Annotated in this window: 15 protein-coding genes; 8 read left to right on the forward strand and 7 right to left on the reverse strand. The window is 70.0% G+C overall.

The features are described 5' to 3' along the window. Window positions 1-7 precede the first annotated feature (7 nt). Together KUTG_RS40420 and KUTG_RS40425 are read left to right on the forward strand one after the other, a co-directional pair. The gene (locus KUTG_RS40420; RefSeq protein WP_043724600.1) at window positions 8-1,552 is read left to right on the forward strand and encodes a benzoate-CoA ligase family protein; all 1,545 of its coding nucleotides are present in this window, start codon (window positions 8-10) and stop codon (window positions 1,550-1,552) included. Further along, window positions 1,542-2,384 (forward strand): amidohydrolase family protein, encoded by an 843-nt coding sequence (locus tag KUTG_RS40425; protein WP_043724602.1) that lies wholly within the window; start codon window positions 1,542-1,544, stop codon window positions 2,382-2,384. The genes KUTG_RS40420 and KUTG_RS40425 overlap by 11 nt, the downstream gene beginning before the upstream one ends. A gap of 90 nt (window positions 2,385-2,474) precedes the next feature. Here the strand turns inward: KUTG_RS40425 and KUTG_RS40430 are convergent, their stop codons facing one another. From KUTG_RS40430 to KUTG_RS40445, 4 genes are all read right to left on the reverse strand, one after another. After that, window positions 2,475-3,344 carry a PaaX family transcriptional regulator gene (locus tag KUTG_RS40430; protein ID WP_084580363.1) on the reverse strand — a complete coding sequence of 290 codons (870 nt, stop codon included), beginning with the start codon at window positions 3,342-3,344 and terminating at the stop codon, window positions 2,475-2,477. A 203-nt stretch (window positions 3,345-3,547) separates the two neighbouring features. Then, a complete protein-coding gene (locus KUTG_RS40435; RefSeq protein ID WP_043724603.1) occupies window positions 3,548-4,609 on the reverse strand; it encodes a DNA alkylation repair protein in 1,062 nt (353 codons plus the stop codon). A 4-nt stretch (window positions 4,610-4,613) separates the two neighbouring features. Beyond that, complete coding sequence (locus KUTG_RS40440) at window positions 4,614-4,982, reverse strand: hypothetical protein (protein WP_043724606.1); 369 nt, start codon at window positions 4,980-4,982, stop codon at window positions 4,614-4,616. A gap of 124 nt (window positions 4,983-5,106) precedes the next feature. Then, window positions 5,107-5,895, reverse strand: a complete 789-nt coding sequence (locus KUTG_RS40445; protein WP_043732311.1) for an aminotransferase class V-fold PLP-dependent enzyme — start codon at window positions 5,893-5,895, stop codon at window positions 5,107-5,109. An 88-nt stretch (window positions 5,896-5,983) separates the two neighbouring features. Between KUTG_RS40445 and KUTG_RS40450 the strand changes: the two genes are divergently transcribed. The 6 genes from KUTG_RS40450 (at window position 5,984) to KUTG_RS40470 (ending at window position 14,693) form a co-directional block, all read left to right on the forward strand. Beyond that, window positions 5,984-6,511, forward strand: coding sequence for a PadR family transcriptional regulator (locus KUTG_RS40450; protein ID WP_043724609.1), 528 nt, complete (start codon window positions 5,984-5,986; stop codon window positions 6,509-6,511). A 102-nt stretch (window positions 6,512-6,613) separates the two neighbouring features. Then, entirely contained in the window at window positions 6,614-10,498 is a 3,885-nt protein-coding gene (locus KUTG_RS54525) for a bifunctional nitrate reductase/sulfite reductase flavoprotein subunit alpha (protein WP_232241217.1), read from the forward strand. Window positions 10,499-10,566: 68 nt separating this feature from the next. After that, the gene (locus KUTG_RS40455) at window positions 10,567-11,142 is read left to right on the forward strand and encodes a TetR/AcrR family transcriptional regulator (protein WP_052395975.1); all 576 of its coding nucleotides are present in this window, start codon (window positions 10,567-10,569) and stop codon (window positions 11,140-11,142) included. Further along, a complete protein-coding gene (locus tag KUTG_RS40460) occupies window positions 11,139-12,542 on the forward strand; it encodes an amidase (RefSeq protein ID WP_052395976.1) in 1,404 nt (467 codons plus the stop codon). The genes KUTG_RS40455 and KUTG_RS40460 overlap by 4 nt, the downstream gene beginning before the upstream one ends. A gap of 121 nt (window positions 12,543-12,663) precedes the next feature. Then, window positions 12,664-13,434, forward strand: a complete 771-nt coding sequence (locus tag KUTG_RS40465) for an alpha/beta fold hydrolase (RefSeq protein WP_198047473.1) — start codon at window positions 12,664-12,666, stop codon at window positions 13,432-13,434. Next, window positions 13,431-14,693 (forward strand): MFS transporter, encoded by a 1,263-nt coding sequence (locus tag KUTG_RS40470; RefSeq protein ID WP_043724614.1) that lies wholly within the window; start codon window positions 13,431-13,433, stop codon window positions 14,691-14,693. Before KUTG_RS40465 ends, KUTG_RS40470 begins: the two co-directional genes overlap by 4 nt. Before the next feature lie 3 nt (window positions 14,694-14,696). Here KUTG_RS40470 and KUTG_RS40475 read toward each other — a convergent pair whose 3' ends face one another. From KUTG_RS40475 to KUTG_RS40485, 3 genes are all read right to left on the reverse strand, one after another. After that, complete coding sequence (locus KUTG_RS40475) at window positions 14,697-15,656, reverse strand: phosphotransferase enzyme family protein (RefSeq protein ID WP_198047474.1); 960 nt, start codon at window positions 15,654-15,656, stop codon at window positions 14,697-14,699. A gap of 73 nt (window positions 15,657-15,729) precedes the next feature. Continuing rightward, a complete protein-coding gene (locus tag KUTG_RS40480; protein ID WP_232241218.1) occupies window positions 15,730-17,121 on the reverse strand; it encodes an SNIPE associated domain-containing protein in 1,392 nt (463 codons plus the stop codon). A gap of 702 nt (window positions 17,122-17,823) precedes the next feature. Next, the coding region (locus KUTG_RS40485) for a glycosyl hydrolase family 28-related protein (protein ID WP_198047475.1) at window positions 17,824-21,121 on the reverse strand (3,298 nt) is incomplete at its 5' end.

Raw genomic sequence — 21,121 nt, forward strand, 5'->3', positions numbered from 1 at the left:
AGCACCGATGCCGGACCGGTTCAACGCCGCCGAGTACCTGGTCGACCGGCATGCGGAATGCGGTCACACCGCGGTTGTGACGAGCCGGCGGACGCTGTCGTACTCGGAGCTGGCCCACCAGGCGCACCGGGTGGCGGCGGGCCTGCGGGAGCTCGGCGTGCGGCCGGAGGAGCGGGTCGTGCTCAGCATGGCCGACGACGTGGAGATGCTCGCCGCCGTGCTCGGCGCGATGTACCTGGGCGCGGTGCCGGTGCCGGTGTCGACCATGTTGACGCCGGTCGAGCTGGCCACGCTGCTCGCCGACTCGCGCAGCCGGATCCTGTTGGTGTCGGCGGAGTTCGCGGAGGCGTGCCAGGCCGTCGTCGAGCTGGCGCCGGAGATCGACACCGTGGTGCTGGAGGGCGCGGCGGAGTTCTCGGCGCGCCAAGGCGTTGCCGTGCACCCGTGGGATGACCTGACGGGCGTCGGCGTGTTGGAGACGCCGTACCGGACGTGGGGCGACTCGCCGGCGCTGTGGCTGTACACCTCCGGCACCACGGGGCAGCCCAAGGCGGCCATGCACCGGCACGAGAGCATTCGCGCCGTCGGCACGTACTACGGAAACGGGGTGCTGGGCCTCAATCCTGAGGACCGTTGTCTCTCGGTGTCGAAGCTGTTCTTCGCCTACGGGCTGGGCAATTCTTGCTTCATGCCGTTGGCCGCCGGCGCGGTGGCCCTGTTGGAACGCTCACGTTCCACGCCGCAGCTGATCGCCGCCCGCGCCGCCGCCGACCGGGCGACGGTGTTGTTCGGCGTGCCCACCTTCTACGCCGCCACCCTGGCCAGTGACGTCCCCGACGACGCGTTTTCCACCGTGCGGCAAGGAGTCTCGGCCGGGGAGGCGCTGCCGGAGGTGCTGTTCGACAAGTTCCGCTCGCGCTTCGGGGTGGAGATCCTGGACGGCATCGGCTCCACCGAGGCGCTGCACATCTTCCTGTCCAACCGGCCCGGCGAGGCCGTCGGCGGCACTAGCGGCGTGCCCGTGCCCGGCTACGAGGTGGAGATCCGCGACGAGGCCGGAAACCCTTCTGACACCGGAGATCTGTACGTCAACGGGCCGTCGACCGCGACCGGGTACTGGTGCCGCAACGACATCACGCGCGAAGTGTTCCAGGGCCGGTGGCTGCGCACCGGCGACACCTACCAGCGCAACGGCGACGGCACCTACACGTATCTGGGGCGCAGCAACGACATGCTCAAGGCGGGCGGCGTGTGGGTGTCGCCGTTCGAGGTGGAGAGCCGGCTGCTGGCCCACCCGGATGTGGAGGAGGTCGCCGTGGTGTCGGCCACCGATCTCTCGGGGCTGCAGAAGCCGGTGGCCTGCGTGGTGCCGGCGGTCGGGCACAAAGTGGACGAGGATGCCCTGATTTCCTGGTGTCGGGACGGTCTCGCCTCGTACAAGCGGCCGCGGGCGGTGGTCGAGGTGGCCGAGATGCCCAAGACGGCCACCGGCAAGATCCGCCGCAACGTGCTGCGGGACATGGTCAAGGGCGTACTCACCGATGATCGTTGACGCCCATGTGCACGTGCCGCGCCTGTCCACGTTGAAGCCGGCGTGGTTGGAGTGGGCCGACCAGTTCAGCGGCGACCATCCGTGGCGCTCGGTGTACGACGCCGACGGCGTGCCCGTGCCGTCCAAAGTGGACGATCTGATGGCCGGGCAGGGCGTCGACCGGGCGCTGCTGTTCTGCGAATACAGCCCGCGGGCCACCGGAATTCAGCCGATCGAGGACCTGCTGCCGATCGTGGCCCACAACCCGGTGCGGTTCCGCCTGGTGGCCAACGTGAATCCGCACCTGCACCACCCGCTGGCGTCCGAAGTGGAGCGTCAGCTGGACCTGGGGGCCGTTGCGGTGAAGCTGCATCCCGTGCACGGCTGCTTTTCGCCCGGCGACCGCGAGGTCTACGCCGTGTACCGGGTGTGCGAGGAGCGCGGCGTGCCGGTGATCTTCCACTCGGGAGTGTCCAGCTTCCCCGGATCCCGTTCCAGCTACGGCGATCCCGCGCTGCTGGTCGACGTGGTCGAGGACTTCCCGGCCGTGCAGTTCGTGTTCGCCCACGGCGGCCGGGGGTGGTGGTACGACACCGCGGCCTTTCTCGCCCTGGCCAAACCCAACGTGTGGCTCGACCTGGCCGGTCTGCCGCCGCGGAAGCTTCCCGAGTACTACGCCCGTTTCGACCTGCGCCGGCTGGCCGCCCGCTGGATCTTCGGCACCGACTGGCCCGGCGTGCCCGGCGCGGCCCGGAATGTGGCCGCGCTGCGGGAACTGGGGCTGGGGGAGGAGCTGCTGGGCGGGGTGCTCAGCGGCAACGCCGCGAAGGTGTTCCCGGGGTTGGACGTCTAGACGTCAGGAAGGGCCCCTTACTGACGTTCAACGTCAGTAAGGGGCCCTTCCTGACGTTGAACGAGAGGATCGGTCCCTTGATCTTGGGGGTCAGGACTGCTGGGCGATCAGTTGCCGCCAGCCGCGCTGGGCCGGCTCCCGCCAGGCGGCGTGGTTGTCGCTGAACAACTGGGTGGCCCGCGAGCCGCTCCACTTGGCCGGCAGCAGCTCGCCGGGCAGCTGCGGGTCGAGGAACGGGAAGCGCCGCCACTCGTGGACCATGCGGGTCTGCGCCAGCAGGGCGTGCTCCGGGGTGCGCGAGTCGAGGCCGCTGAACTGGTCGATGAAGCTCTCGTACTTCTCGGCCACCTCCTGCAGGTCCCAGGCGGCGGCGACCATGCGCTGCACGTCGCCCAGGGCGCCGTAGGTGGCGATGAACGACATGACCTCGCTGGTCAGGGCCAGGTCCTCCAGAATGGACTTGGCCTCGACCTCGGCGCCGACGTGCGGCGAGACCCAGACGCCGGGCTCGGGCGAGCCGAAACCGGCCCAGCTCAGCCGGGTCCGCAGCCGGTGCCGCAGCTCGCGCTTGGTCTCGGGCACCGACACCATGACCACCAGCCAGCGGCCGTCCCACTGCTGGTTGCCGCTGCCGAAGCCGTATATGCGCTCGGCGCCCTCCACCAGCAGGCGGCGGCCGGGCGGGGTGAGGGCCCAGCGGACGCGGCGGCCGACGCGCTCGGAGCTGAGCCAGCCCTCGGCGGCGACCCGGGCCAGCGCCTGGCGGGCCGACTTCTCCTCGATCTCGAAGCGCCCGAGCACGTCGACGATCGTCTGTGTCCAGACCGGTTCTCCTTGCGGCAGCACGTACTCTCCGAGCACCGTGGTCAGCAGCGAGCGCGCGCTGGCGTCGCTGACCTCCCGGCGTCGGGTGACCGTCGGGCGGGCGCCGCGGCCCGACCCGGTTGCACCAGAACCCATCTGAACCGTCCTCAGTGACCGCCGTGAATGCTCTACTCTGCCACGCATCGGCCGGGGACCGCGAACCTCGGGTCACCTGACCGTCGTAGTCCGGCCGTCGCGCGGCGGCCGATCGCCCGCGGGCGTTGCTCCCACCGGGTGACGCCGGGGGTGGCTGTTCCGGCGATTATCTACAGGACAGTGGCGTCACACCACCCCTGTGTCTAGGCCTGGGGTCGCAACGTGAACGAGGTTCGCCCGAACGTGCGGCCGTTGACCTGAAGTTCCACCGCGTGCTCGCCCGAGTGGTAGACGCGGGTGGTGATCGGCCGGAACGAGTGGCGACGGGAAATTGTCACGGATTCGCCTGCGGCCAGCGTTCGGGTGGTCAGCTTGAACACCTTCGGGGTGAGCGTGCCGTTGGCCTTGCGGTGGTGCACCACGTAGTCCACGGCCAGCCGCACGTCCTCGTCGCCGTCGTTCGTCAGGGTGAATTCGAACGGGAGTTCCTCGCCCACGCGAACGTTCGCACGGCCGAGCGCGGGCCCGGTGACGGTCAGCGCGGCCGGCGGCGGAAAGCCCAGCAGCGCCAACGCGCCCGGGTCGGCCGCCTTGACCAGGGTCCGCAGCGCGTGCCTCACCAGCGGGGCGGTCTCCGTTGTCAGCCAACGGGTCGCGACCGCGACGGCCAGCGCCGGGTCGGACCGGCTGATGTCGTTGAGGTGGTTGGCCACCGACCGCCGCACGTACTCCGACGGATCGCGGTGCAGCGCGTCGAGGATCGGGACCGTCGACTGTGGATCGTCGATGATCGCCGGAACCCGCTTGGCCCAGGGCAGCCGCGGCCGGGTGCCCTCGCTGGCCAGCCGTCGCACGTGCTCGTCGGGGCTGGCGGTCCAGCGCAGCGCCGTCGCCAGCGTGCGGTCGAGGTCGGCCGCGAGGAAGGTTCGCAGCGCGAACTCCCCGGTCAGCCGGGACGTCAGGTCGGCGACCAGTTGGAGCCCCACGTCGAAGGCGTCCGGCACGGCCCGGACCGCCACCGCCTCAGTGACGGGCCAGATCATCCAGCCCGTGAACCGGGGGTCCTTCATCGCCTTGCGGATCGCCCGTTCGAACGCGGGGTACTTGGCCGGCAGGTCCGCGAGCAGCGCGTCCCGCACCAGCCGGCCCCGCTCGCTGAAGGCCGCGCCGTCCAGGTCGACGGCGGCGACCGCCGGCGCCTTGCCGAGGATGTCGGCCAGCGTGCGCACCGCCGCCACGCTGAGCATTTCCTCGGCGGTGGGCATGCGCTCAACTGTATCGGGCGGTCAGCAGTTCCCGGATCTGCGGGATCCACGCCGTCTCGAAGTCGACGTGCGGGCTGAGCCGCAGCGTCGGCCGCGGGATGTCCATCGGCGCCCGCTCGACCACCGACACCGTGGTGACCATCTTCCGGGCCACCAGGTCGGCCCGCAGCCGCGGCAGGTCGATCTCCTCGTCCGGCAGCAGGGCCACGATCGAGCCGGGGGCGTCGACGTCGTCGGGGACCGACCAGCCGGGCAGGTCGGCCAGGCCGGCCCGCAGCGCGCGGCCGATCGCGGCCAGGCGTTCCCGGATCAGCGCCGGGCCGATCTCGACGTACTGCCGCAGCGCGGTCGCCAGCCCGACCCGGCCGGCCACGTAACTCGTGACCGTACAGAAAACTTGCGTGCCATGTGGCACCAAGGCTCTGAAGCAGGACCGTAATCCATTCGGGGACAATTGTTGTACGGACTGTTCCGACGTCCCTCACTTTTGCCGAAGCCTACACGACCCGGCCGGCCACGTAGGCCTCCCGGCTCTCCAGGTTGCGCACCGGCCGCCCGCCGAGGTCGAGCGCCGGTGCGCGGGGGGTGAGCCGCTGCTGCCACGGTTCGCGCACGGCCACGTAGCCGACGCCGCGCGGCCCGCACAGGTACTTGCGGCCGGTGCCGTAGACGGCGGCGGCGCCGGCCGGGATTTCGATGTGCGCCAACGCTTGCGCGGTGTCGATCACCACCGGCACCTCGACGGCGGCGCAGAGCGCGATGATCTCCGCCGACGGCTGCGCGAGCGCCCGGTGCGCGGTGAAGCCGGTCAGGTGCACCATGTTCGGCCGCTCGGCGCGCAGCCTCCGTTGCAGGGCATCGAGATCGATCCGGCCGTGGTCGTCCACGTCCAGGATGCCGACGTCGAGGCCGCGGTCGGCGAACGCCGCCAGGTTGTTGCCCCACTCGCTCGGGGCGATCCACACCCGGTCGCCACGCTGGCACGGCCAGGCCGCCAGCAGCTGCGCCCCGGCCGAGGAGCTGCTGTCCAGCAGCGCCACCTCGTCCGTGTCGAAGCCGAGCAGCTCGCCGAGCAGCCGCCGCGCGGTGGTGGTCGTCCCCTCCGCCTCGGCCTCGGCGACGTAGCCGCCGAGCTGGGCCTCCAGCTCCAGGTGCTCGGTGATCGCGGCCCGGGTGGCGACGCTGGTGCGCCCGCACGCCGCCGTGTCGAGGTGGAGCATCGGCGTTTCCGTGCGCAGCGCCGTCCACGCCACCCGCACCGCCTCGTGCGGCAGTCCCGTCGTCATGTCACGCATCCTGCCTGTATGTCTCTAATGACATGTCTATAATGAAACATACTCCTGCAACATGTCAGTATTGGAGTATGATGGCGGCATGAGCCTGCGCCACGCCGCCCTCGGGCTGCTCACCATGGGTCCCGCCAGCGGGTACGACCTGCTGCAGACCTTCCACGGCTCGCTGGCCAACGTGTGGCCGGCGACGCAGAGCCAGCTGTACGGGGAGCTGGGCAAGCTGGCCGACGCGGGCCTCGTGACCGTGACCGAGGAGGGCGCCCGCCGGCGCAAGGAGTACGCGCTCACCGAGGCCGGGCTGGCCGAGCTCCGGCACTGGATGACCGACGTCGAGCCGTCGGTCATCCGGCGCAGCGACCTGCTGCTGCGGGTGTTCTTCCTCGGCGTGATCGACTACGACCAGGGCCTCGACTTCCTGCGCAAGCGCGAGGCGGCCGCCGTCGAGTACGAGGCCGGGTTGCGGGCCACCGAGGAGGCCATCGCCCCCGAGACCGCCGACCTCGCCGTCTACGGGCGGATCGCGCTGGAGTGGGGGCTGCGGTTCACCGAGATGCAGCGGGAGTGGGCCGTGTGGGCGCAGGAGGAGCTGACCAAGGCCAAGAAGGCGTAAAACGCTGCTCACGGCGGCCGAAACACGATTGTGCAGTAGATGTAACGGCCGCAGCGGGCGGTGCAATCGCCGCGCAACAGCCCGTTCCTAGTGTTTGCGCCCGTGCCCGATTCGACGGTCAGGACCGTGTGCTCGTACTGCGGCGTCGGCTGTGGCATCGTGCTCACGGTCCGCGACGGCAGTGTGGTGTCGGTCACCGGCGACAAGGAGCACCCGGCCAACTTCGGGCGGCTGTGCACCAAAGGCGCGACCAGCCACGAGATGCTGGCCGCGCCCGGCCGCCTCACCACGGCCCTGGTCCGCACGGACCGGGAATCCCCGGCCGAACCGACCGATGTGGACCGGGCGATCACCCTCGCCGCCACTCGGCTGCGCGCCATCCTGGACGAGCACGGGCCGGACGCGTTGTCCTTCTACGTCTCCGGGCAGCTCACCATGGAGGCCCAGTACCTGATCACCAAGCTGGCCAAGGGATTCGTCCGCACCAACCAGATCGAGTCCAACTCCCGGCTGTGCATGGCCAGCGCCGGCAGCGGCTACAAGCTGTCCCTCGGCGCGGACGGCCCGCCCGGGTCCTATCAGGACTTCGAGCGCGCGGACGTGTTCCTGGTGATCGGCTCCAACATGGCCGACTGCCACCCGATCCTGTTCCTGCGGATGATGGAGCGGGTCAAACGCGGGGCCAAGCTGATCGTCGTCGACCCCCGGCGCACGGCCACAGCGGCCAAGGCCGACCTGTTCCTCCAGATCACGCCCGGGACGGATCTCGCGCTGCTCAACGGTTTGCTGCACCTTGTTCACGCCGAAGGAGCTGTCGACTCGGACTTCATCGCCGCGCACACCGAGGGCTGGGAGGGGATGCCGGAGTTCCTGGCCGACTACCCGCCGGACGTGGTCGCCGACATCACCGGAATTCCCGAGCACGACATCCGTACCGCGGCGAAGTGGATCGCCGCCGCCGGCAACTGGATGAGCTGCTGGACCATGGGCCTCAACCAGAGCACACACGGCACGTGGAACACCAACGCCCTCTGCAACCTGCACCTGGCCACCGGCGCGATCTGCCGGCCCGGCAGCGGCCCCTTCTCGCTGACCGGGCAGCCGAACGCCATGGGCGGCCGGGAGATGGGCTACATGGGCCCAGGGCTGCCCGGCCAGCGTTCCGTTCTGTCCACGGAGGACCGGGCCTTTGTCGAGGAGCTGTGGGAGGTGCCGGCCGGCTCCATCCGCACCGACGTCGGCCGCGGCACCATCGAGATGTTCGAGCGCATGGCCGCCGGGGACATCAAGGCGTGCTGGATCATCTGCACCAATCCCGTCGCCTCCGTGGCCAACCGGCGCACGGTGATCGAGGGGCTTGAGGCCGCCGAGCTGGTGATCACGCAGGACGCCTTCGCCGACACCGAGACCAACGGCTACGCCGACATCGTGCTGCCCGGGGCGATCTGGTCGGAGACCGAAGGCGTGATGGTCAACTCCGAGCGGAACGTCACCCTCGCGCCGCAGGCCGTCGCGCCGGCCGGGCAGGCGGTGCCCGACTGGCAGCTCATCGCCCGCGTGGCCGTCGAGATGGGCTTCCCGTTCCACTACGACAGCGCCGAGCAGATCTTCGAGGAGATCCGCCGCGCCAGCAATCCCTTCACCGGCTACGACTTGAGCGGCATCACCTACTCCCGGCTGCGCTCGGGCCCCGTCCAGTGGCCCAGCGCCCCCGACGGCCCCGCCCGCAATCCCGTTCGTTACGTTGCCTCTGGCGCACCGGTTTTTCCCACTGCCACTGGCAAGGCGTCGTTCTTCGCGCGGCCGCACATGCCGCCGGCTGAGCTCCCGGACGACGAGTTCCCGTTCACCCTGAACACCGGTCGGGTGCAGCACCACTGGCACACCCTCACCAAGACCGGCAAGGTCGCCAAGCTGACCAAGCTCAACCCCGGCCCGTTCGTGGAGATCCACCCCGTTGACGCTCTGGCTATGTCCATTGTGGAAGGCGATCAGGTCGAGATCGCGTCCCGCCGTGGTCGTGCCGTGCTTCCGGCGGTGGTCACCGACCGCGTCCGCCCCGGGTGCTGCTTCGCGCCGTTCCACTGGAACGACTTGTTCGGCGAGTACCTCAGCGTGAACGCCGTGACCAACGACGCCGTCGACCCCATCTCGTTCCAGCCGGAGTTCAAGGTGTGCGCGGTGTCTCTGGCCAAGGTGGCGGTCTCCGAACCGGTCGCTCTTGTTGAACAGCCCGTTTCGGTGGCCGCGATGCTCGGCGTCGACGACGTGCCGATGCCTGACTTCACTGCGGCCGAGCGGCAGTACCTCGCCGGCTTTGCCGCGGGGGTGACCGCCGGCGGCGTCGGCGTGCCGGTGTTACCGCCGCACGCCCCGATCGAACCGACCCGTGCGGCCTGGGTCGACGGCCTGCTGGCCGGCATGTTCTCGCGCGGCGGTGTGGCGGCGGAACCGTTACCGGGCAAGGAGATCTCCGTGCTCTGGGCGTCGCAGACCGGCAACGCCGAGCAGTTCGCCGCCGAGGCGGCGCGGCGGCTGGCCGAGAGCGGCTGGCGGCCGGTGGTGGTGAGCATGGCCGAGGCGTCCGCCGACACCCTGCGGGCCGGCAATCCGGTGCTGATGATCACCAGCACCTTCGGCGACGGCGACGCGCCGGACAACGGCGTCACCTTCTGGGATCATCTGTCCACACAGGACACACTGGCTGGTCTTCGGTACTCGGTGCTGGCCTTCGGCGACTCCAGCTACGACAACTTCTGCGGCCACGGCAAGCGGATCGACGAGCGGCTGCGGGATCTGGGCGCCACGCATCTCGTGCCGAGGACCGACTGTGAGCCCGACTACCAGTCGACCGCTCGGCGTTGGCTCGACCAGGTGATCGTCGCGTTGAACGCCTCCCCGGCCCGGCACCGCGAGGTCGAGCTGGTCGGCAATCGGCTGCTCAGCCTGCCCGGCGCCGGCAAGGAGGTGCGCGAGTTCACCTTCGACGCCGGCGACCTCGCCTACGAGACCGGCGACGCCCTCAGCGTGTTGCCGGTGAACAGCCCTGCCCTGGTCGACGAGTGGCTCGGCGTCACCGGTCTCGACGGATCCGGCGTGATTTCCCTTGACGGCACCGACTTCTCGCTCGGCGAGGCCCTCTCCGAGGAGCTGGAGATCGCGCGGATCACGCCTTCGCTGTTGCAGTTCGTCGCCGAGCACAACGGCGACCGCGAGCTGCGGCACCTGCTCCGTCCGGACAACAAGGGCGAGCTGGCCAAGTGGACGTGGGGCCGGCAGGCCGTCGATGTGTTGCGGGACTACCCCGTTCGGGCCGACGCCCAGGCCTGGGCCGAGGTGCTCAAGCGCCTACAACCCCGGCAGTACTCCATCTCGTCCAGTCCGCTGGTCAGCCCGTCCCGCATCCGCCTCACCGTTTCCGTTGTCCGGTACGGAACTCACGGCGGTGTCTGCTCCACGTTCCTCGCCGACCGCGCCACCGGCACGCCCGTCCGGGCCTCCGTCCAGCGTTCGCCCCACTTTCGCCCGCCCGGCGACCCCTCCGTCCCCATGATCATGATCGGTCCCGGCACCGGCGTCGCCCCCTTCCTCGGCTTCCTGGAGGAGCGTGCCGCCCTCGGCGCCGGCGGCCCCAACTGGCTCTTCTTCGGCGAGCAGCGCCGTGCCACCGACTTCTACTACCGTGACGAGCTCTCGCAGTTCCACTCCGACGGTCTGCTCTCCCGCCTCGACCTCGCCTTCTCCCGCGACCAGCGGGCCAAGGTCTATGTGCAGGACCGCATGCGCGAGCACGGCGCCCACCTCTGGCGTTGGCTCAGCGACGGCGCCCACGTCTACGTATGCGGCGACGCCACCCGCATGGCCAAGGACGTCGACCGCACCCTCCGCGAGATCGTCGCCAACCACGGCGGCATGACCGCCGACAAGGCCACCGCCTACCTCAAGCAGCTGGCCACCGACCGCCGCTACGTCCGCGACGTGTACTGACGGGGCTTGCGCGGGTCAGCGGGACGACCTAGCCTCTTTCGCTACAACCTGTAGCGTTAGGAGGCGACGTGCCTGGGCGTCCCCGAGATCCCGACCTCGAACGACGGCTGCTGGCCGCGGCCTGGTCGCTCCTGCAGAGCCGGGGCTACGACGCCCTGACGCTGACCAAGGTCGCCGCCGAGGCCGACGCGCACCGCACCGACGTCTATCGGCGCTGGTCGAGCAAGGCACAGCTGGTAGTCGACGTGCTGGCCGAGCACCTGCCGCCGGTTTCGGACCGCGACACCGGCACGCTGCTCGGCGACCTCAGGGCGGTCGTGCACGACCTGGCCGTGTCCTGGTCCTCGTCCTGGGTGGACGGGTTGATGGGGTTGACCGCCGACCTGCACCACGATCCGGACGCGGAGCTCGCCTTCCGGGCAATGGCCGAAGGACGCGGTGAGCCGCTGCGCAACGCCATCGTCCGGGCGACAGAGCGGGGCGAAATCCGCACGCCGCCCGACCTCTCCCTCATCGGCGACCTGGTCGAGGGCCCGATGATGCACCGCCGGATGCTGGGTCGCCAGCCGCTGACGCCGGACTACCTGAACGCCCTCGCCGAGCTGGCCCACGGTGTGCTGACCGGGACCGCGGTGGTGCTGTGAGCGGTGATCTGCATGAGCTGACCGCTGCCGCCCAGCTCGATGCCTTGCGCGTCGGCGACGTCAGTTCCCGTGAGCTGACGGAGCACTACCTGGACCGCATCGACCGGCTCGACGGCGCACTCGGCGCTTTCGCCACCGTCACGCCGCAGCTCGCCCTCGCCGAGGCCGCTCGCGCCGACCGGCGCATTGCCCAGGGCGAGTGGTCGCCGCTGCTCGGACTTCCCTTGGGCATCAAGGATTTGTACCAGACGGCCGGGGTGCGCACGACGTTCGGCTGCGCCGCGTTGGCGGGCTTCACCCCGACGGCCGACGCCTGGACCGCGGGGCTGTTACGGCGGGCCGGCGCGGTGCTGATCGGCAAGACCAACACCGCGGAGTTCGGCGCCACCTGCTACACCGACAACCTGGTTACCGGGCGGCCCACCGTCACGCCGTACGACCTGACGCGCTATGCCAGCGGATCCAGCGGCGGTGCTGCGGCTGCCGTCGCGGCCGGACTGCTGCCCCTGGCGCACGCCGGTGACGGGGCCGGGTCGACCCGCACGCCGGCGGCGACCTGTCATCTCGTGGGCGTGAAGCCAAGTCGAGGATTAGTGTCGTCGTTGTCCAACACCACCATCGAGGGTCCCATCGCCAGAACCGTCGAGGACGCGGCGCTGCTGATGGACGTGATGGCGCAGCCCGCGCCCGGCGACCTGGACGACTGGCGGCCAGATGGTTCTTTCCTCGACGCGATCAGGAAACCATCGAAGCCGTTTCGCATCGCGATGTGGACGGAGACGGGCCTTGACGGCGCCGAACCGCATCCCGAGGCGATCCACGCGGTCGAGCGGACGGCGACGTTGGCGCGGGAGCTGGGACACGAGGTGCGGGAGGTGAAGATCCCTGCCGGTTACGACGATCCGGTGCGGCTGGCACTGCGTACCCTGTTCGCGGCGTCGGTGAACGCGGTGGTGTCGTCGCTGGTTCCGCCCGACCGGCTGTTGCCCTACACGCGGTGGCTGCACGCCGAAGGGGAAGCGCTTTCCGGGCGTGACCTCTTTGCGGCACAGGGAGTGCTGGCCCGGTACGCCAGCGCTTTCCTGGAGGCCCTCGACCAGTTCGACGTCGCGCTGACCCCGGTGACGAGCGGGCCGCCGGTGCCGTCGGGACACTTCCAGGTCGACGGGGTGGCGGCGATCGCCGACCGGATGCTGGCCTGGTCGGCCTATACCCCGTGGGCGAACCTGACCGGCCAGCCCGCCGTCGCCCTTCCGTCGCATGTGGACGTTGAGGGCCTCCCGTGCGGCGTGCAGATCGTCGGCCGCCGTCGGGGCGACGGGGTGCTGTTGGCCCTGGCCGCGCAGTTCGAACACGCAGGTCTGTGGCCGGACGTCCATCCGCCCTGCTGGAACCAGTGAGAGGCCGCGCCGAATGACAAGCCTGGACCCCGGTCGAGGGCTGACCGAGAAGTTCGTCGTGTTGCCGGACGGGCGGCGGCTGCGCGCCGTCGTGGCCGGCGAGGGTGGGGGGCCGCTGGTCGTGTTCGAGGCCGGCATGAGCGCACCGGCCGCGTCGTGGGTGCACACCCAGCGCGAGGTCGGCGCGCATGCCCGCACCTTGTCCTACGACCGTGCCGGCCACGGCGGCAGCGATCCGGATCGGCGGGACCGGACGCTCGAACGGATCGCTGACGACCTCACGGGCCTGCTCGACGGCCTCGGCGAGACCGGGCCGGTCGTGCTGGTCGGGCACAGCTGGGGCGGGCCTGTCATCCGGCTGTTCGCCGAACGCCACCCGGGGCGGGTCGCCGGCCTGGTTTTCGTCGACGCGACCGTCGCCGAGATCATGAGCGACCGCGCCGCGCGGACCGCCTCCCGGGCGTTCGCCGTGTTGGCGCTGCTCGCCCGTGTCGGCGGCGGCAAGCTGCTGATGAAAGTCACTGCTCCCAACCTTTCCTCGGCCATAGCTCTGTCCGATATGGACATTCTGACGCGGGATTATGCCTGCGCCCAGGCGATGCGGGCGGGACGCCAGGAGGCGGCGCAGATCATGACGGCGCTGCCGACGATGCGGCGGCTCCAGGCCGCCGGGACTCCGGACGTGCCCACGATCTGTTTGCAGGCCGGGCGGATCGAACGCGGGATGTCGACCGGGCGCCCGCTGTTCAACCAGGTCGCCGCCGAGCTCATGGCCGCCGCGCCGCGCGGGCGGGTCGTCGTCGTGCCGGACACGGGACACCTTGTCCCGCAAGAGAATCCCGCCGTAGTGCGCGACGCCGTGCTCGAGATCGTCAAGGCCGTGACACCATGACGACCCACCGGTTACGAACCGCCCAGGGGCGCCTCATCGCCGGCCTGGTCGGCACGAACGCCGCCGCCTACCTCGGCGCCGCCGTGCCGCTGAACCTGCTGCTGATCACCCACCTCACCGCGATCGCCGGCGCCGACGCGACGTCCGAATTCAGTCTGGTGGCCGGCATCGGCGGCCTGGCCGGGCTGCTCGCCAACCCGCTCGGCGGACGGATCAGCGACCGCACGACGGCCCGGTTCGGCCGTCGCCGCACCTGGATCCTCGTCGGTGGCCTCGGCGCGGCCCTGCTGCTGATGGTCATGGGTTGGACCACCGCCGTGTGGCAGGTCGTGCTGGGGTGGGCGGTCATCATGGTCCTGATCGGAGTCCAGCAGGCCGCCAACGCCGCGCTGGCCGCCGACCAGGTGGCCCCGGAGCGTCGGGGGACGGCGTCGGGGGTCGTGGCCTTCGTGGCCCTGGCCGGGCCGGCGCTCGGGTTCGCCCTGGTCAGCGCCGTGCCGGCCGTCCCGTGGCTGCAATGGGCCGTCGTCGCGGCGTTGAGCGCGGGCGGTGTGCTCATGACGCTGCTGCTCGTCCGCGATCCCCAGCACCGGCCGCTGGCCGGCGAATCCCGGCTGAGCCCGGCGATCGTGCTGCGGTCGTACTGGGTCAGCCCTCGCCGGCACCCGGCGTTCGCCTGGGCCTGGGCCGTGCGCTTCATGATCACCGCCGCCTGGGCCTGCAACAGCTACCTGGCTTTCCTGTTCACGCAGCGCTTTGCCGTCACGGCTGACGCGGTGCCGGGCCTGATCTTCCTGCTGACGCTGGTCGGCATCGCCTGCGTCGCCGTCACCGCTTGGCTGACCGGCTGGTTGTCCGACCGGATCCGGCGGCAGAAGCCGTTCGTGCTCGTCGGTGGTCTCCTGCTCGCCACCGGCCTGATCGTGGTGGCCCTCGCGCCCGGCATCCCCGCCGTGTTCGTCGGGGCCGCCGTCATGTCGCTCGGCTACGGCGCCTTCCTGGCCACCGATTTCGCGCTGTGCCTGCGCATGCTGCCCGACCCGGAATCGGCCGGCAAGGACTTCGCCGTGCTCAACATCGCCAGCATCCTGCCCGTCGCCGTCGTGCCGTTCGCCGCACCGGCCCTGCTCGCGGCCGGCGGCTTCACCATCTTGTTCGCCGGCCTCGCCGTGTTCGCCGCCGCAGGCGCGGTGAGCATCCTCCGCGTCCCCGACATCGGACAGGAGGGCCAGCCGCGCTTCGCCGCGATGACCCGTTGACCGTTAGCGCCGCAGGGCGGCCAGACGCCGTCGGATGCCGGCCAGTTCCCGGTCCAGCCGGTCGCGGAAGGCCGGGTTGACCCGGGCCGTGCCGACGAACCACAGGCCGAAGGCCACCTCGCGGACCGCGATGAACGTGTCGACGTTGTCGGCGGGCAGCGGCCGGTGCGCCGTGTAGCCGTCGAGCAGGGCGGCGCGGAACTGCTCGTAGTCCTCTCGGTGGCGCAGTTCCCACAGGGCGACGGCGAGGTCGTACAGGCGGTGCCCGGTGCCGCTGTCGTCGAAGTCGATCAGCTTGACCCCGCCGCCGGCGAAGAGGGCGTTGTCCAGGTGCAGATCGGCGTGGATGAGGCCGACGTCGTCCAGCCGCGCCATGGCTTCGCGGGCTGTGTCGGCGACGTGCTCGAAATCTTTGCGCAGGTCCCTCGGCAGGAGATCCCAGACCTGGGCGGCGTTGATGCCGCCGTACTCCATGGTGTCGCCGAAGAAAGTCTCCCAGTCCCAACGGATGCGGACGAATTCCTTGGGCGGCTCCCAGGCGTCGGCGTGATTGTGCAGGCGTGCCATGGCTTCGCCCAGCAGACGCAGGTGCCGCGGCCGCGGCGATTCGCTGTGCCGTCGGCCGTCCATCCAGCGCAGCACCGAGCAGATTCGCTCTGACTCGGTAGTCGTAAATGCGCCGTCACGGGTGGGCACGGGTTCGGGCACCGCGAGGTCGGTTTCGTTGCGCAGGGCCGTGAGCCACCGCAGTTCGGACGTGATCGCCGCGGACGAGTCGACGAACCGCCCATGCCGGTTCGGCCGATGCACCCTCAGCAAGAAGCGCTCCGCCCTCACGGTGACCTTGAACGTCGTGTTCTCCCCGTGCGCGACGAACTGCACCTTGGGGTCGCTCAGCTCATACGCGTCCAGCGCGCTCATGGCGATTCGCCGCAGCTGCGCCACCTGCGCTCGATAGGACAACACGCCGCACTGTGGCACGCCGTGTTCCCGTCACGCCACCGGAATCGGCCCGACCTGCCCGATGGCGCAGCGGCTACGCGACGGCGGCGGAGTTGCGCTCGGTCTCGGAAATGCGTTGGCTCGAACGCCATTCCTCCGCCTCGGCCTCCTCGACGTAGTCGACGAGGTTGTCCTGAAGACCCATGGCGCGAAGAACGTCCAACACCTCGGCCGGCGTGACGTGGAAGAACTCGCGCCGGAGGTTCACGCGGTTGACGCGTTGGCCGGCAAGGTGTTGGTGCAGGCGGGTTTCCAGGCTCACCGCGTCGGCGTCGAAGATGAGGGCGTGCACGTCGAACTTGAACGGAACCGACGCGTCACCGAGTTCACGCACCCGTTCGGTGGGGTCCAGGCGCCTGGTCAGCCCGATCTTCACCACGTCGGGCCCGAACGAGCCGGCGTTGGAGATCACGTAGACCCATCCCGTGCGGATATTGGCCTCCCGCTCCTCCACTGCCTTGATCGAGTCGTCGATCTCGGCCAGCTTGGCCTCCGCCTCGGCGATCTTGGCCGCGTCGCCCGCGTCGGCCCACTTCATCATGGCGGTCCGCCAGTGCGACTGCTCCTTGGCCAGCCGGGCCTTCGCCTTCTCGAACTCGCGCTGGGCCTGCGCCTCGTCCCGCTGACGCTCGCGCTCCGCGCGGACGCGTTCCTTCTCCTCCTCGACCTTGGCCAGATAGTCCGCGGTGAGCTCCAGCTCCTCCAGCCGGAGCCGGTGGTAGCCGGCCGAAATGTTGATGTGCATGGTCTTGCCGAGTCGCGAGATGATGTCCCGGGCCTTGGTCAGCCGGTCCTTCGACGACTCGAGTCGGTGGGGCCGCATCGATCGGACGCAGTTGTCGGCCTCGGTGTTGTACGCGCGCAGCATCAGCTTCGAGAAGTCGCGGACCATGCGCTGGCCTTCGACGGCCGAGTTGTTGACCGTCCAGTTCGTGGTCGCCGTGATCGCGTGGTTGTTCTTGGCCGACACCTTGATGGCGTCCTTGAGCCGCTCCAGCGCTCCCTTGTAGGCGATGGAATCCGCCAGGCGGTGCCGGTACTCGTAGATCCCGGCCTCCTGGAGCAGGGCGAGTTCCTGCGTCTCGACGATCTGCGCCCGAATCCCTTGCAGCTCCGTCTGCGCCGACCCGATCCGCTGCCGCACGTCGGTCAACGCCTTTGTCGCGTCGGCCTGCTGCTGCGCATTCACCGCGTCCTGCGCCTCGGCGTCGGACATGATCTGCGCCAGCAGCTGCCGGGCGTCCGCGATGTCGTTCTCCACGGCGATCGCGTCCTTGCCGCGCAGCTTGTCGTACCGGGCCGACAGCTCGGCCAGCTTGCGGCACTCGTCTTGCAGTTGATCCTGGAGCCGCCGCAGCTCGGCTTCCACCTGTTGGAGTCGCTTGCGAGCCCCGAACAGTCCCACCCGCTTGTCGTTGCCATGCACGGGCGGAGCGGCGGCGGGGATCGGTGCTGCGGCATGGACCGGCGCGGTGAGGGTCGGTGCCGCTGCATGGGCCGGCGTTGGGGCGGGGATCAGCTGAGGTGCGGGGACCGGTGCAAAGGTGGGGACCGGTGCAGGCACGGAGACTGGTGCCGCGGCGGTGACGGGCACCCACAGTTGCCAGTTCTCGGGGGGCTTCGGCCAGTCGGCCGGCGGCTGCCAGCCGTGGGGCGGCACCCACCCCTCGGGCGCCGGCGGCCAGCTCGGCGGCGGATTGAACCGGTGCGTCATAGCTTGTCCCTCCCGACCACAACCACGGGAGGTGCTTCGCCGCATGACCCGCTTCCGTTACAGCGCGTGAGCACGTCGAACGCGGTGACCTGCGTCGACTGTGGTCATCGCGGTGTGGGTCCGACCTGGTCCTCGCCCGGAATTGCTTGGTGTGCGGGGAGAGTGGGTGGGCGGAACCGGCGGGATCGATGGCAAGCGGCGTGGCTGTCCACCGTGGGGCGGCGGCTCGCCCGCCCCGCGACACGCGTGGCGTGAAGGCTCCGCCCGCCCACTTCCCGGTCGCCGCCCGCCAACTGCAGTCCAGGCTGACCTGATCCTCATCCAGACGCGGTTGTTCCGGCGAGAGCGGGCGGGCGGAGCCTTCACAGCGTGGCCCGCCCACTCTCGGCCGGTGTCGGAAACGGGTGTGTCGGATCAGCGGGAGAAGGTGGCGGTCAGGGCGGTGTCGGCTGTGACGGTGAAGGTGTAGGTGGGGGAGGTGGAGACGACGGCACCGGCCACGGTCCACGAGACGAAGTGGTAGCCGGGGGAGGGACGCGCGGTGGCGGTGACGGAGCTGCCGGTCTCGTATTTGCCGGGCTCGGTCTCGGTGCCGGTCAGGCGGGCGGTGCCGCCCTGGGAGGCGCTAATGGACAGGGCGGACTGAACCATGTTGATGGCCATGACATCGACCAGGCGGACGGGGCCGGTGCTGGTGGTGCCGTTGTAGCGCAAGAGGTTGAGCACGGTGGTGGAGCCGGCCGACGCCCGCACGGTGTAGCCGTCGGTGCCGAGGTTGTCGGTGCCGAGGTTGAAGACGTGCACGTCGCCGGAAGTAACGACCAGGCCGTTATGGAGGCCGTAGCCGAAGGCGTCGACGACGGTGAGGTTGCGGGCCCCGGTGACGGTGACCAGGTCGGAGGACTTGCGGGTGAAGCCGTCGATGACCTGGGGGAAGAGGTTGGCGCCGGAGGCCCAGTTCGGGAGGTAGAAGCCGAGGCGGACGAAGGTGTTGCCGTTGGTGAGCACGCCGTTGATCACGCCGTCCTCGGAGGCGCCGACGGTGATGCCGTGGCGGACGAAGGTGCCGGCGAGCTTGCCGACGAAGAAGCGGTCGTTGCGGAAGGTCGCCATGTCGATGCCGTTGTAGGCGTTGGACATGCCGACGTTGACGACGTACGTGCCGGAGCCGTTGCCACGCACGGCGTAGGGATAGGCGACGAGACCGTCGGGGGCGGCGGGGTTCTGGCCGGGGTAGAAGACGCGGAGGCCGCGAACTCCGGAGTTCCTGCCGTTGAGCGTGATCAAGGCGGGATCGGTGTCAGGGGTGGCGGTGGCCCGGCCGGAGTAGGACATGAGCACGGTGCCGCCGCTGCGGCCGTCCTCGTCACGGTTGGGCACGGAAGAAGCGCCGCGAAGCTCGACGCCGGCGGGAAGCGACAGGAGCCCGGTCACGCGGTACCACCCGGCGGGCAGGTAGACGATGCCGCCGCCATCACGGCCAGCACGGTCGAGGGTGTGCTGAATGCCGGCGGTGGCGTCGGCGGCGGGGACGTAGCCGATGCCGTGGGGAGCGTCGGTAACGTATAGGGCGTTACGAGACGGTCGTGGGGTGGGCTGGTCCGCGCTATAAGCAGGAGCCTGGCCCGACAGCCGGTAGACGGTGCCGGTCACCGCGCCGCTGACCTTGACGTCGGTGAGCTTGACGAAGCCGGCGGAGTTGTTGGTGACGGCCCCGTCCAGGCTGCCGCGACCGATCATGAGACCCCAACGGGAGTCGAACTGGTCGACGAGCAGAGCGGTGTCGGTGTGTTTGATCGTCACGCCCTGGAAGGCGCCGGCGAAATCGACCCGCTGGCCGGGAACGACGTGGATACCCACGTGGTAGTCGGACGCGGCGATGTCGTTGAACTGATCCCACTCCAGGTCACCGAGCACGAAGCCGGTGCCGTGAGCCCGGGTCCAGGCGTCCACAGTGGAGCGATGCGGCGGGTTGAACTGGTGCGGGGCGGAAGCCCAGTAGGAGTTGGAGAAGGTGACGTTCTCCCAGGTCCCGACGTCTGCCCCGTTGTACGCCTCGACGCCGGACAGCAGCGCGGTGCCCTTGACGTTGCGCACGGTCGCGGACTCGTGGGTCTGCCCGACCGCCGGCGGCCGCCCACGCTCGTCGCGCATGGTGCTGATGCCGATGCCCCGGTACGAGTTGAGCATGGTGACGTCGGAAACGGTGCCCATCATGTAGTTCTCGTCGCTGGCCCAGGCGCTGCCGGTGATCTCGAACGTGTAGCTGTACGGCACGGGCGCAGCGGCGTTCTGGTGCGGGTAATAGGTGGTCAGGCCGAGCACGCCGGCGCTGCCGCCGATGCTGAACAGCACGGGCCCGTTGTCGCCGGAGGGAAGGTCGGCGCTGATCACGGTGCCGTAGCTGCCGCCGCCGTGATCGGGATCGCGCCGGTCGCCGCGCAGCGAGCAGAACGCCGGCACCTCGACGGTGTCGGTGACCCGGTACGTGCCGTCGGGCAGCCACACGGTGCCGCCGCCGGCGTCGTGGCAGTCGTACAGCGCGGCCTGGATGGCCTTGGTGGAATCCTTGACACCACTGGGATCCGCGCCGGCGACGACGAAGTCGGCGATCACCGGATCGGCGGTCGGGTACTTGGTCCTGATCAGCTGCGGCTTGGGCGTGACCACACGCTGGTCGCGGACCTGCAGGTCAGCGACATCGGCCGAGCCGTCATAGGCCAGCCGGACGTAGCGGGCCTGTACAACCGGGAAGTCGGTGCGGGACGAGCGATTGGCCTCGGTGGCGCCCGATTCGCCGACCGTGGTGAACGTCGAACCGTCCACAGAGGTCTGAACCTTGTAGTCGTGGGAGAAGGCCACACCCCACTGCACGAAGACATCGTCGACCGGCTGAGCCTGATCGAGATCGACCTGGGTCCACCCCGGGCCGCTCGAAAGCGACCGGCCGGCGGCCACATTGAGGTTCACGGCCGACGCCTTGAACGCCTGGTAGCTGTCGTACAGCGCCTGCAAGGCCGCCTTGACCTGAGCGGGAGTGGCGTCAGAGGAGTCGATCACGGCCTGCGCCTTGGCGATCTGCGCGCCGAAGGCGGCCTTCGAACCGGCCGGGTACTGGCCGTCCCGGGTGCCCTCGCGGGCCGCGTACACGGTCAAACCGGACTGGGCCACCAGGTTGCGCAGCCCGGCCTTGACGTCCAGAGTGGACGGAATCACCGTCACCCGCACGGCGGCGACCTTGACCTCCACATCGGACCCGTCGTGGGCGATGCGGAAGTCGGAACCGTTGGTGCGGTTGGTGAGGATCGAGTCGTCCAGCACGAAGTCGTGCGTCTGCCACGTGCCGGTGTCGCCGTAGCGCACGATCTCCGACGGCTTGAACTTGTCGGGCAGATCCTGGCCGGGGGAGTCGTACTGGAGGTCCAGCGTGCCGTTGCCGGCGTCGAGGTAGTCGATGCTGACCAGCACGATGTTCTTGGTGTCGTAGGCATACGAGTCGGCGACGTTCATGTAGAAGAAGTTGGTGGACGGCGCGGGCGAGGCGGCGTTGGTCTGCCAGTAGCCGCGCCCGGCCGCAGTGCCGGTGATCAGCCCGGACGGGTTGTCGCCGGGATTGGGGCGTGACGCCGGTGTTCGACGTATCCGGGCCCGAGCGTGGCGCTCGGACCGGCGGCGGTGATCCGGAGCTGCGCCACGGTGATGTCCACGGATC

Source organism: Kutzneria sp. 744, from assembly GCF_000568255.1.
Lineage (GTDB): Bacteria > Actinomycetota > Actinomycetes > Mycobacteriales > Pseudonocardiaceae > Kutzneria.